This window comes from Halobellus sp. (genome assembly GCF_042218505.1).
Lineage (GTDB): Archaea > Halobacteriota > Halobacteria > Halobacteriales > Haloferacaceae > Haloquadratum.
The window spans coordinates 1-13,296 of the sequence record NZ_JBDGQZ010000064.1 but is presented as its reverse complement, the minus strand read 5'-3'; the positions used below and the strand labels follow the sequence as shown (position 1 = coordinate 13,296).

The window sequence follows — 13,296 nt, the reverse complement described above, 5'->3', positions numbered from 1 at the left end:
AGTTCCACCGCTTCGAGGGCGACCGGATCGCCGAGACACGTATCCTGATCGACGTGCTGGACGTGCTACGGCAGGTCGGGTATCGATTCGTCCCCTCGCTCGCGCCCGAGATCGTCATCCCCGGCCCCGCGACCCAGGACGGGATCCTCCTCGACGAACAGGACGATGCCGCGTCGGCGAAGACGATGGAACTCGTCGAGGGGATGCTCTTCGACGGGTTGAATTCCTACGACGAGCACGGTCTGGAAAATATGGGGATGGAAGAGTACTGGCACGAGGATTTTATATGGTACGGCCCCGCAGGGATCGGCAGTACCCGTGGGATCGACGGGTTCCAAGAGTTCCATCAGAACCCCTTCCTGCAGGCGTTTCCCGACAGAGAGGTCGGTCACCACGACTGTCGGATCGCCGAGGGTATCTACTGCGCTTCGACGGGCTGGCCGGCCGTCGTGGGAACGCACCTCGGTGACGGATGGCTGGGATTGCCGTCGACCGGCAACGCGGTCGATATGCGTGTCATCGACGTGTGGCGGCGAGAGGGGGACCTGCTCGCAGAGAACTGGGTGTTCATCGATATGATCGACCTGCTCCAACAGATGGGCGTCGACGTCTTCGAGCGACTCCGGAACAACCCGGAATCGATTCAGTGGACAGGAACCCCGTGACGGGTCCGAACCGGGACCTGTCGTGGGGTCCCGAAGCGAACGCCTAGCTACCACCACAACTCGGCTCGAATCCCCCTCATCCCCGGGTAAGCCGCCGTGCACGAGACGCCACGAGTACGACCCGTCTTCTCCATGACCGCCTTCGCGATGCTCCCAGACCGACTCCGGATCGATACTTATTTTACCGTGTTCTGCACCAACTTACGTGAGCTATATGACCACAGAGCGCAAGCGGTTAGTCCACGAGTTTTCCCAGGAGATACACGACGCGAGCGCGGAGAACGTCGATGACCTCCTCCCCGACTACTACCACGCCGACGCCGAGTGGCACGGCCCGGAACCGATCAACGCGGTAGAAGGCCCCGACGCGATCGCCGACGCGTACTGGGCGCCGCTCCTCGAATCGTTCCCGGATCTCGAAAAGAACGACTACATCCTGTTCGCCGGCGAGTTCGAGGGCGGTCAGTGGGTCTGTGCGACCGGCAATCTCGTCGGAACGTTCGAGAACGACTGGCTCGACATTCCCGCGACCGGACACGCGACGTGGCTCCGGTACGGCGAGTTCCACCGCGTCCTGGACGGCAAGATCGCCGAAACCCGCTTGCTCGTCGACGTCCTCGACGTGATGCGGCAGGCCGGCTATCAGTTCGTGCCCGCGCTCGCCCCCGAGGTCGTCATCCCTGGGCCGACGACACAGGACGGTGTCCTCCTCGACGAACAAGATGACGAGGCGTCCGAAAAAACGCTCCAGGTGGTCGAGGGGATGCTTGACGGCCTCCAAGATTACCAGGAGGAGGGTCTCGACGGGATGGGCCTCGAGAAGTACTGGCACGAGGACTTTATGTGGTACGGACCGGCGGGTACCGGAACGACCCGCGGAATCGACGGCTTCCAGGAGTACCACCAGGCACCCTTCCTCGAAGCCTTCCCCGACCGTGAGGGGGGCGATCACGTCGCTCGGTTCGCTGAGGGCAACTACTGCGCCTCGACGGGATGGCCGTCGGTCAAGGCGACGCACCTCGGCGATGGGTGGATGGGACTCCCGGCGACCGACGAACCGGTCGGTATGCGCGTGATGGACTTCTGGCGTCGTGAGGGCGATAAACTCGCCGAGAACTGGGTCTTCATCGATAAGATCGACCTGCTCCAACAGATGGGCGTCGACATCTTCGAGCGACTCCGTAACGATCAGCAGTACTTCTGAGGGGAGGCGGTCGACGGTGATTCGTGGGGTAGACTCCCGACGGGCGATGCGGCCCGGAGGACGACCCGAGCGGAATATTTAACATCTACGATGAAGACCTCTCGATGAGGGTTCATTCAGTGCGACAACAAAGCAGACACGCGACGGCGACGTTCGATGCAGGTACCGACTTTGGGACAGCGACTTGCCCACGAGGAGAGCGACGATGACCGAAGACTGGCGGACGGCCGACGAACTCGACGTTGAGCGGATGATCCGACAGAGCACGCGGGAAATCTGGGACGAGAAGCTCGTCGGAAAAATCTACGATTACTATGCCGACGACGTTGTCGTTCACGGCGCCGGCGGTGACATCGTTGGCTCCGAAGCGCTCGTCGAGGATACCCTCGAACGGCTGAACGCCTTCCCCGAAACCGAGATGAATATCGAGAAGATCATCTGGGAAGGAAACCCCGAAGACGGCTACTATACGTCGATGGTCAGGACGATCACCGCGGAGAACACCGGCCCGACGGAGTACGGGCCGCCGACGGGGAAGACGATGGAAGACAACCTCGGGATCGCCAACTGCCTGATCCAGAAAGTCGACGGCGAGTGGAAGTACGTCGAAGAGTGGATCGCCTACGACAAGCTCGGGTACATCAAGTCTGTGACCCCCGACGACGACCCGATTCACGATTACTGAGCGGGTTCATTCCGTTCCGTATCGGGACGCGATTTCGCGTTCGATATCCGAAACCGTCTCACGCAACTCCGGGACGATCCGTTCCTCGGAGAGGCGATACGGCGGCCCCGAGACGTCGAGCGATCCCAGGACGCTTCCATCCGGAGTCGTGATCGCTATTCCGACGGCCATCAGCCCCTCGAGTGCCTCCTGTCTGTTTAGCGAGTAGCCGCGTTCGCGGGTCCGCTCCAATTCCTCGTAGAGTTTTTCGATGCTCTGTATCGTGTTTTCGGTCTCCTTGGGTAGCCCCCACCGATCGAGCACCTCGTCGACACGCTCGCGGGTGAATTCCGCGAGCATCGCCTTGCCGCTCGCAGAGTTGTGCATATGGAAGTACCGACCCACCTGAAACCCGTCGTTTGCGGGGTCGTTGTTCTCGTCGAAGATGATCACGGAACGCCCGTGCTCAGGGATGGCGAACGCGACTTCCTCGTTGAGCTGATTGCTCAGTTCGTGGGCGTGCCGCCGCACGATTTCGTACTCCGGTTTCCGGTGTCGCGCCTGCTCGCCGAGGTGGAAGAGTTTGATTCCTAGGTAGAACTCGTTATCTTCCTTCACAACGAGTTCGTGGTTACGAAGCGTCGTCAGATGTGCGTGGACGGTGCTGTTGGCTAAGCCGAGTTCCCTGGCGAGTTCGCTCATTCGGGCACCTTCCAGCCGATTGATCGTGTCGAGGATCCGGAGCGAGGTAGCTGTCGTCGTCAGTTCGCGTCCGTCTTCTGGCACGCTCGACTGTTGGGAGCACCACTATATAAACATTCACGAAATCCGAACTGGTGTCTCTTCGAGGCGCGACTGGTGGGGTGAGCCGTGGTATACTCCCTCTCCTCTGGGAGTGAAATTTTATAATTTGCTTTCATTCACCCAGGATACAGAACTATTGGATTCTCGGGCGCCGAAAATTCTCTTTTGTTTGATTAACTCTCTCCGCAGAGCCGAACAACACCGAGATCCCAACGAGAACGTGTTTGTATTCGCGACTTCTCGGTCGATCTCGTATTCTACCATTCCGCACGGAGCGGACGCGACGCGCCGATTTGTTACACTCTCCTGTTCGGGGCGGAGTGCCGATACAATTCGTCGACTGAGGGTATGCATTCACCTTTAACGAAATATTTCCGATTAAAATACAACGTTTGTGCCGTTGTACGGTCTAAAAATGTATAAATACTTGTAGTCGTGTAGTTATCGCTGTGTCATCGAAGCAACCACCGCTGTACGAATCCCACTGCCGGGCGGGCGCGGACTTCACCGACTTTGGCGGGTGGGAGATGCCGGTCTCGTTCGATTCTATCCGCGAGGAACACCGGTCCGTTCGGGAGGACGTCGGACTGTTCGACGTGAGTCATATGGGCCAATTGGCTGTCGATGGCCCCGAAGCAGAGACGCTGTTACACCGACTCACCCCAAGTGAGGTTCGCGGTCTCGAACCGGGGGACGCGCTGTACTCGTGCTTCCTCCAGTCCGATGGTGTCATCCTCGACGATGTCGTCGTGTACGATCATCCGGTCGAAAGCGAGTACATCGTCGTTCCGAACGCCGGCCACGACGAGGCGATGTACGATCGGTTGCGTGAGCACGCCGATCGCTGGGGTCTCGACGTTACGATCGCGAACCGCACCACCGAACTCGGAATGATCGCGATCCAGGGACCCGAGGCAGTAGACCGTGTCGACGCCGAGGGGACCCAACAGCTCGACGCGTTGGAGCCGTTCACGACGACGAAGACGTCGATCGGCGACGTCGAGTGTCTCGTGGCCCGCACGGGATACACGGGTGAAGACGGCGTCGAGATCATATTCCCCGGCGACGAGGCCACGACGATCGATCGGCGATTCGACGATGTCCGGCGGTGCGGGCTCGGGGCTAGGGACACGCTCCGTCTCGAAGCGGGCTTACTGCTTTCGGGACAGGACTTCCACCCCGATGACGAACCGCACAACCCCTTCGAGGCGGGAATCGGCTTTGTCGTCGACTTCGATGACGAGGAGTTCGTCGGTCGGTCCTCGAACAGACCCGGAACGAGGGAATCGACGAGCGAATCGTCGGGTTACAGCTCGAGGAGCGGGCGATCGCCCGTCACGGACACCGGATCGTCGCCGACGGCGACGACGTCGGGCGGGTGACCAGCGGCACGATGAGTCCCACGCTGGGAATTCCGATAGCCCTCGGGTACGTCGATGCCGACTCCGCTACTCCGGGTACTGAACTCGCCGTCTCGATCCGCGACCGGACCGCCGACGCCACCGTCGTCGACACGCCGTTCCTCGAATCGTATGGTGAGTGACGCAGATCGAAAACGCTCACCAGAGCAAACGACGAATGAGATCCTCGACGAACCTCAGCACCCACAATGACACACGAGATACCTGACTACTTACACTACACCGACTCACACGAATGGATCGACGACGGCGGGGACGCCCTGCGCATCGGGATCACCGATTTCGCGCAGGACGAACTCGGTGACGTCGTGTTCGTCGAACTCCCCGAGGAGGGCGAGTCCCTAAACAGCGGAGACGCCTGCGCCGTCGTCGAGAGCATCAAGGCGGTCTCGGACATCTACACGCCCGTCACGGGGACGGTAACCGCGACGAACGACGGCGTACTCGACCAGCCGGAACTGCTCAACACTGATCCGTACGGCGAGGGGTGGCTCTTCGAGATCGATGGACAGGTACCCGACGACGCGCTCGGTGCAACTGACTACCGCGAGCAGACCGAAGAATGACAATGCAACGAATACAGCACGACGAGGGGGATCGGACGCACGAACCAGCCGAATCGAGTCCCTTCGCCCCGCAGACGCCGCAGGAAGTAGAGGAGATGCTCTCGGCCATCGGTGCCGAAAGCGTGGAAGAACTGTTCGACGTTCCGGAGGCGGTCGCCTTCGACGGTGACTTCGACATCGACGCGAAATCGGAGTTCGAGGTCGTGACCGAAATCGAAGAACTGCTCGGGCGAAACGCCGATCGGACCGAGTTCCTCGGTCGCGGCCACTACGATCACTACGTGCCGTCGGTCGTCGACTACCTCTCGCTGCGCTCGGAGTTTCTGACCTCCTACACGCAGTACCAACCGGAGACCTCGCAGGGCTTCCTCCAGGCGCTCTTCGAGTTCCAGTCGATGATCGTCGAACTAACCGGGCTCCCGGTTGCGAACTGTTCGATGTACGACGCTGCGACTGCACTCGGCGAGGCGGCGACGCTTGCGGCCCGCGTCAGGGACACCAGCGGATCACGCGTTCTCGTCCCCGAGACCATCCGTTCAGAGCGGCGCAGCGTCTTAGAAAATTATACCGAGGGCGCGGAGTTGACAGTGGGGACGTATCCGCTCGTCGACGGCAACGTCGACCTCGACGCGCTCACGGAACTGTTCGATGACGATATCGTGATGGTGTACGCTGAATCGCCAACCGCTAGAGGCGCAATCGAGGAGCGGCTGCCGTCGATCGCGACGCTCGCGGACGACCACGAGGCGGCGTTCTGTCTCGGCTCCGATCCGGTCGCACTGGCGCTCCTGCAGGAACCGGCCGCGGTGGGCGCGGACATCGTCATCGGCGACGCGAGCGTCCTCGGGCTCTCGGCCAGTTACGGGATGGGACTCGGGCTGTTCGCCGTCAAGCAGGCGTATCTTCGACAGGTTCCCGGCCGACTCGTAGGAACGAGTAAGACGGCCGACGGACGCCGTGCCTACACCCTGACTCTCCAGACTCGAGAACAGCACATCCGAAAAGAACGGGCCACGTCGAATATCTGTACGAATCAGGCGTGGGTTGCGCTCCGAACGGCGATCCACATCGCTTCGCTCGGCGCGTCGGGCCTGTCAGCACTCGCTGAAGAGTGCGTAACGACGGCCGCTGAGGCCGCCGCTCGACTCGACGACGTCGACGGCATCTCGGCGCCGGTCGACGACCGTCACCACTTCCGCGAATTCGTGGCGCGCACGAACCGTCCCGCCACCGAGGTGGTATCGGAACTGGCCGAGGAGGGCTTCCTCGTCCACGAGGTCGGCGAGTTCGAGATCCAGGTTTGCGTGACAGAGACCAACAGCGGCGACTTGGACGATCTGGTTGCGGCCGTTCGGGAGGTCCTGGGATGAACTACCAACAGGCTACCTGGGAGCAGGAGACCGAGGGCGGCGAGGCAGTCAACGAACCGCTCCTCTCGGAGAAGCGGATGGAGACCGCCTCTCACGAGGACGTCGACCTGCCCGACGAACTGGTCCGCGACGAACTGACGCTGCCGGAACCGGCCGAACCAGAAGTTGCGAATCATTACACGCGGCTCTCCCAGATGAACTACTCGGTCGAACACGGCCCCTATCCGCTCGGGAGCTGTACGATGAAGTACAACCCGAAATTTATCGAGGACGTCGCCGCGCTAGAAGACGCGGCGATGCATCCAGATCGCCCCGAGGCGGACGCTCAGGGTACCCTCGCGCTTCTGTACAGGCTCCAGGAGTACCTGGCGGAAATCGGCGGGATGGAGACCGTCACGCTGCAACCGCCTGCCGGGGCGGCGGGGGAGTTCACCGGCCTGCTCGTGGCACGCGCATATCACCGCTCGAACGACGAAGACGCCGAGCGCCGGGAAGTGATCGTCCCCGCGTCGGCTCACGGTACGAACTTCGCGAGCGCCGCAATGGCCGGGTACGACGTCGTCGAACTCCCAAGTAACGAGGACGGACGCGTCCCCGTCGACGCGCTCGAGGAGGCCGTTGGCGAGTCGACGGCCGCACTAATGCTGACAAACCCGAACACCCTTGGGCTCTTCGAGCGCGATATCGAAGACATCGCCGAGACCGTCCACGAGGCGGGTGGACTGCTCTACTACGACGGCGCAAATCTCAATGCACTGCTCGGCCGCGCTCGCCCCGGTGATATGGGTTTCGACATTATGCACTACAACGTGCACAAGACGTTCGCGTCGCCACACGGTGGTGGCGGACCCGGAGCTGGACCGATCGGCGTCATCGACGAACTTACCGAGTTCCTCCCCGACCCGCACGTTCGCAAGGCTGACGACGGGTCATTCGAGCTCTCCGAACCTGCCGAGAGTGTCGGCAAAGTCCACGGCTTCCACGGCAACTGGCTGGTACTGTTGAAAACCTACGCGTACATCTCCCGACTCGGTGACGCCGGACTGAAGGACACTTCGGCGATGGCCGTCCTGAACGCGAACTACCTCGCCTCGCAGATCGATCTCGACGTCCCGTACGAGCCGTTCCACCACGAGTTCGTCGCCAGTGCTGGCGACGTCGACGCTGCGGAATTTGCTAAGGGGATGCTCGACGAAGGGGTGCATCCGCCGACGACCAAGTGGCCGGAAATCGTCGACGAGGCACTGATGACCGAACCCACCGAGGCATTGAACAAGGACCAACTCGACATACTGGCGGAGGCGTTCACAGCGGCGAGCCGAAAGACGCCCGAGCAACTCGCGGCGGCCCCCACGACGACCGCTGCCGCACGCATCGATCAGACCGGTGCCGCACGAAACCCGCGGCTCTCGTGGCGGGACCTGGAGGGAAACGATGAGTGAACGCTTCGACACGGGGGTCCTCGTCGTGGGCGGCGGTCCAGCGGGGTACGTCACCGCGATCCGTGCGGCGCAGTACGATCTTGATGTGACGCTCGTCGAGATGGACGCTCTGGGCGGAACCTGTCTCAACCGCGGCTGTATTCCCTCGAAGGCGCTGATATCGGCTGCAGACGTTGCGCACGATTCACGGACCAGTTCGCAGATGGGAATCTCGGCCGAGGTTGACATCAACTTCCAGCGGATGGTCGAGTGGAAAGACGACGTCGTCGGAAGGATGAACCGGAGCGTCGAGAAACTGTGTAAAGCCAACGGTGTCTCGCTCGTGGAGGGACACGCAGCGTTCGAAGACGAGCACTCGGTCAGTATCGAGAAATCTGACGGGCAGTCAGAACGGATCACATTCGAGTACGCGGTCGTGGCGACGGGGAGTCGTCCGATCGAACTCCCGGGGTTCGAGTTCCATCGTTCCAACGTGCTCGATGCTAAGGGAGCCTTGGAACTCGACGAACTCCCGGCGAGTCTCGTGGTCGTCGGCGCGGGCTATATCGGGATGGAACTCTCGATGCTGTTCGCGAAACTCGGCGTCGAGATCACCGTCGTCGAGGCGCTCGATTCGATGATGCCAGCGTTCTCGCCGGATCTGGTCGCGCCTGTCGCCTCGGCGGCATCGGAACTCGGAATCGAAATGAACTACGGCGAACTCGCTTCGGAGTGCCACCCTACAGACCAGGGTGTCGTGGTCACAACGGAGGAAGCCGACGACGGCGACCGTCAGGAATACGAGGCGGACGCCGTGCTCGTCGCGGTGGGTCGGACCCCCGTGACGAACACGATGGCCCTCGGCCGAATCGGTCTCGAACCCGACGATGACGGGTTCCTTCGAACGGACGAGTACGGACGCACGGCCGTTGATCACGTGTTCGCTGTCGGCGACGTAGCGGGCGAACCGATGCTCGCGCACGCTGGATCGATGGAGGGAGAGATTGCCGCCTCCGAGATTGCCGGCCGGAACACGCCGGCTGTAAATCGAGCGATTCCCGCCGTTGCGTTCACGTCTCCAGAAATCGCAACGGTCGGGCTGACCGAAGCAGAAGCCGAAGAGACCCAGCACAGCGTGTCTGTCGGCGAGTTCTCGATGCGTGCCAGTGGCCGTGCACTCACCACTGGCCATACCGAGGGCTTCGTCCGTCTCGTCTGTGGAGACGGCAACGTCGTGCTCGGAGGGCAAGTCGTGGGCCCAGAGGCCTCGGAACTGATCTCCGAAATCGCGCTTGCCGTTGATGAGGGGCTGCCGACGGACGAACTCGCGGAAGTCATACATCCTCACCCGACGCTCTCCGAGTCAATCGGGGAAGCCGCAGCCAACGAACAGGACATAGCGATTCACACCCTCAATCGCTGATACCGATTACTCTCGTTTCTTCACGATGAGCGCCACCCCGGCCGTCCGTGCTTGCCGGTACACAGTGGGAGTAATCATCACGAGCGGCACGGATTGATCCCGTCGGCGACGACACCAGAATCGAACCTGGATGTTGACGTCACAGGACCGAATCCCGTCGCCGGCGGATCGAACCGGTATCACATACAGATATTAGTCTCCACATTCTGTCTCTGGTACGGTATGAAACGAAGCGACGAGCGTATTCTCACGACTCACGTCGGCAGTCTGCCACGGACGGACCAGCTGATCGAACTGATGGATCAGCGGGGACAGGGTGTGGACACCAACCGAAACGAATTGCACGAAGCGATCAACGAGGCGACCCAGCGGGCCATTCGCAGACAGGCGGATGTGGGTATGGATATCGGTAACGATGGAGAGCAGTCCCGACCGGGCTTCCATATCTATGTCTCCGAACGACTCGACGGTTTCAGTGATCAAACGATCCCCCGCCCGCAGTGGGCAGACGTCGAAGCTTTCCCGGAGTACGCCGGAAAAGCGTTTCCAGACATCGTCTCCGAGGCGCAGACGCGGCCGGTCGCGGTTGAGGAGGTACGGTACGACGGGACGGATCACGTCGACGCCGAAGTCGAACGCTTCGATCGAGTGCTCGACACTACTGGGGTCGAATTCGACGAGACGTTTATGACCGCTGCGTCTCCCGGGGTGATCGCCGCTTCTCTGGGAAACCAGTATTACGAATCGAACGACGAATACACGTTCGCACTGGCGAGCGCGATGCGTGAGGAATACGAGCGTATCGCCGAAGCGGGGCTGACGCTCCAGATCGACGCCCCGGACGTACTCTCGGAACGGCACCGGAAGTTCAAGGATCTCTCGACGGCGGAGTTCAAAGACCGCGCCCGTCGGCGTATCGAGGCGATCAACGAAGCCACGAGCGACATCCCGGCAGACCAGATTCGCCTGCACACCTGCTGGGGAAACTACGAGGGCCCCCACCACGAGGACATCCCGTTAGTTGACATTCTCCCGATCCTGTACGAGGCCGATGTTGGGGGGTTGTTGATCGAATACGCCAACCCGCGGCACCACCACGAGTGGCGGGCCTTCGAGGAACATCCGTTACCTGATGAGTGGCTGCTGATCCCCGGCGTCGTCGACGTCAAGACGAACATCATCGAGCATCCGAAGACGGTTGCTGATCGAATCGTCAAACTGGCCGAAATCGTTGGAGATCCCACACGGATTATCGCGGCTCCTGACTGTGGGCTAGCAACACTTGCCGGACACAACATCGTCGAACCCGAAATCGCGTGGGCTAAGCTAGAGGCGCTTTCAGACGGTGCCGTCGAGGCGAGTAACAGACTGTTCTAAGTGGAAAACGATCGTGTCTTTACAAAATCAATATTCGGAAATATGTTTCAGAATTCGAATAGATCGGATTCCCCGTGATTTTTTCCTTGGAAAAGCATATGCGTACTACGTGAGAGTAACTGAGTATGAGTATCTCAGAACAATGGAAGGAAACCGCTCACTTCTCGGTCGAGAACATCGGCGGGATCGACCAGACTGAAGTCGATATTCCGCCTGGCGTAACCGTGCTGACAGGCAAGAACGCGACGAACCGGACCTCGTTCCTCCGTTCGATTATGTGCGCAATGGGCAGCGACCGCGTCGCGCTCAAGGGCGACGCCGACCAGGGCCGGGTCGAACTCACCCTCGGCGACACCACCTACGAGCGTACCCTCGAGCGCGTCGGCGACAGCATCCAGTTCGAGGGCGACGCCTACCTCGACGACCCGGAGGTCGCCGGCCTCTTCGCCTTCCTGCTGGAGACGAACGACGCCCGCCAGGCCGCCGCCCGCGACGCCCAACTCCGGGACGTCATTATGCGGCCCGTCGACGTCGAGGCCATCCGCTCGGAGATCCGCCGCCTCGAAGACGAAAAGGGCGACATCAACGACGAACTCGCCCGCATCGAGTCCGAAAAGCGCGAGCTTCCCGGTCTGGAACGCCGCCGTACGACCCTCCGCGAGAAGATCGAAGACAAGCGCGAGGAGCTCGCCGACCTCGAAGACGAGATCGACGACAGCAGCCGCGACGTCGAGCAGGGTCGCAAGGAACAGGCCGAACTCGAAGACAAGCTCCAGGAACTCAGAGACACCCGCTCGGAGCTCGAGTCCGTCCGCCGGAAGATCGAACGTCAGGAGGACAGCGTCACCTCGCTCAAGAGCGAACGCAGCGAACTGGAAGAGGACCTCGCAGAGCTGCCGGAGACGCCGATGGGCGACCACCGCGATCTGGAGGCCGAGATCGACCGCCTCCGCTCGACGCGCCAGGACCTCAATTCCGAGATCAACGAACTCCGCAGCCTCATCCAGTACAACGAGGAGCGCCTCGAAGCCGAGGACTACGAACTGCTCCAGGACGGCGGCGCCGCCGCCGAGGGCGGTTCGGTCACCGACCAGCTCGTCGGGGAGGACGACGAGACCGTCGTCTGCTGGACCTGCGGCTCGTCGGTCGACCGCGAGCAGATCGAGTCCACCATCGACCGGCTGAAGGACCTTCGGAACAAAAAGGTCGAACGGCTCAACGAGGTCAAGAGCGACCTCGAAGCGAGGAAAGAAGAACAGCGCGAGGCGAACCAGAAGCAGCGCCGCCGCACCGAGATCGAGCGCAAGATCGACGACATCGACGAGGAGCTCGACCGGCGGAACGAGCAGATCGGCGCGCTGAAAGAACAACGGGAGTCCCTGACCAAGGAGGTCGAGGCGCTCGAATCCGAGGTCGAGAGCCTCGAGTCCGCCGACTTCGACGAGATCCTCTCGCTCCACAAGGAGGCCAACCAGCTGGAGTTCGAGATCGACAGCCTTGAGTCGGATCTCGAGGAGATCACCGACGAGATCGAGTCGATCGAGGCCGACGTTGAGCGCGCGGACGACCTCCGCGAGCAGCGCGCGGAACTGGTCGACCAGCTCACCGACCAGCGGACGAAGATCGACCAGATCGAGGCAGAGGCCGTCGAGTCGTTCAACGAGCATATGGAGTCGATCCTGGACATCCTGGCCTACGAGAACATCGAGCGGATCTGGATCGAGCGGATCGAGGAGGGCGACGCGAGCGGGGCCCAGACCCGCTTCGAGCTCCACATCGTCCGCACGACGGACAACGGGGCGGCCTACGAGGACACGATCGACCACCTCTCGGAGAGCGAACGGGAGGTCACGGGCCTGATCTTCGCGCTGGCGGGCTATCTCGTCCACGACCTCCACGAGACGGTGCCGTTCATGCTGTTGGACTCCCTGGAGGCGATCGATTCGGACCGCATCGCCGCGCTCGTAGAGTACTTCGCCGACTACGCGGATTACCTCGTGGTCGCGCTGCTCCCCGAGGACGCCCAGGCGCTCGACGACGACTTCACCCGCGTCACCTCGATCTGACGCCCCGAGACTCTAACATAGGCATATTGATGTTTTGGTGTTAGTGTATTTTAAGTAATATATTATCAACTTCCAGTACGTTTATTGGTATAAGTACAACGGTCGCATAGTAAGAACACAGCTATAAATTAATCGAGTATTATAATATATTTTTGTAAAATATTTGTTAGTTACGAATAAATTTAGCCAACTCAACCACCGTGTATGGCCGTGACACCGGATATTGAACGGTTAGAAAAAGTCCGCGAACAGCGGTAGTTCTCTGTTCACATCAGGAACCCTGCCAATAAGATCTAATAGCTTCTAATACAAACC

10 protein-coding genes and 1 pseudogene are annotated in these 13,296 nt (G+C 61.0%); 10 read left to right on the top strand and 1 reads right to left on the bottom strand.

The genetic code is table 11. From position 1 onward, the window contains the following. The 3 genes from ABEI27_RS14980 to ABEI27_RS14970 all read left to right on the top strand — a co-directional run. A partial coding sequence (locus ABEI27_RS14980) for an ester cyclase (protein WP_375800213.1) occupies positions 1-665 on the top strand: 665 nt, incomplete at its 5' end. Between the two features lie 214 nt (positions 666-879). After that, on the top strand, positions 880-1,869 hold the full coding sequence (locus tag ABEI27_RS14975; protein ID WP_375800212.1) for an ester cyclase: 990 nt from the start codon (positions 880-882) through the stop codon (positions 1,867-1,869). Positions 1,870-2,074: 205 nt separating this feature from the next. Beyond that, on the top strand, positions 2,075-2,554 hold the full coding sequence (locus ABEI27_RS14970) for an ester cyclase (protein ID WP_089768052.1): 480 nt from the start codon (positions 2,075-2,077) through the stop codon (positions 2,552-2,554). Between the two features lie 6 nt (positions 2,555-2,560). On the opposite strand, the gene ABEI27_RS14965 is transcribed toward ABEI27_RS14970, so the two are convergent. Then, positions 2,561-3,319, bottom strand: a complete 759-nt coding sequence (locus ABEI27_RS14965; RefSeq protein ID WP_375800211.1) for an IclR family transcriptional regulator — start codon at positions 3,317-3,319, stop codon at positions 2,561-2,563. A 467-nt stretch (positions 3,320-3,786) separates the two neighbouring features. On the opposite strand from ABEI27_RS14965, the pseudogene gcvT reads away from it, so the two are divergent. From gcvT to ABEI27_RS14930, 7 genes and pseudogenes are all read left to right on the top strand, one after another. Then, positions 3,787-4,880: pseudogene (gene gcvT, locus ABEI27_RS14960) on the top strand (glycine cleavage system aminomethyltransferase GcvT). A gap of 66 nt (positions 4,881-4,946) precedes the next feature. Then, positions 4,947-5,324: a glycine cleavage system protein GcvH gene (gene gcvH, locus ABEI27_RS14955; RefSeq protein ID WP_375800210.1), complete on the top strand. Its 378-nt coding sequence runs from the start codon at positions 4,947-4,949 to the stop codon at positions 5,322-5,324. 2 nt (positions 5,325-5,326) lie between these two features. Then, positions 5,327-6,694 (top strand): aminomethyl-transferring glycine dehydrogenase subunit GcvPA, encoded by a 1,368-nt coding sequence (gcvPA, locus tag ABEI27_RS14950; RefSeq protein ID WP_375800209.1) that lies wholly within the window; start codon positions 5,327-5,329, stop codon positions 6,692-6,694. Beyond that, positions 6,691-8,136, top strand: a complete 1,446-nt coding sequence (gcvPB, locus tag ABEI27_RS14945) for an aminomethyl-transferring glycine dehydrogenase subunit GcvPB (protein ID WP_375800208.1) — start codon at positions 6,691-6,693, stop codon at positions 8,134-8,136. The genes gcvPA and gcvPB overlap by 4 nt, the downstream gene beginning before the upstream one ends. After that, complete coding sequence (lpdA, locus tag ABEI27_RS14940) at positions 8,129-9,538, top strand: dihydrolipoyl dehydrogenase (protein ID WP_375800207.1); 1,410 nt, start codon at positions 8,129-8,131, stop codon at positions 9,536-9,538. Before gcvPB ends, lpdA begins: the two co-directional genes overlap by 8 nt. 222 nt (positions 9,539-9,760) lie before the next feature. Further along, a complete protein-coding gene (locus ABEI27_RS14935) occupies positions 9,761-10,915 on the top strand; it encodes a cobalamin-independent methionine synthase II family protein (protein WP_375800206.1) in 1,155 nt (384 codons plus the stop codon). Between the two features lie 125 nt (positions 10,916-11,040). After that, the gene (locus tag ABEI27_RS14930; RefSeq protein ID WP_375800205.1) at positions 11,041-12,981 is read left to right on the top strand and encodes an archaea-specific SMC-related protein; all 1,941 of its coding nucleotides are present in this window, start codon (positions 11,041-11,043) and stop codon (positions 12,979-12,981) included. Positions 12,982-13,296 lie beyond the last annotated feature (315 nt).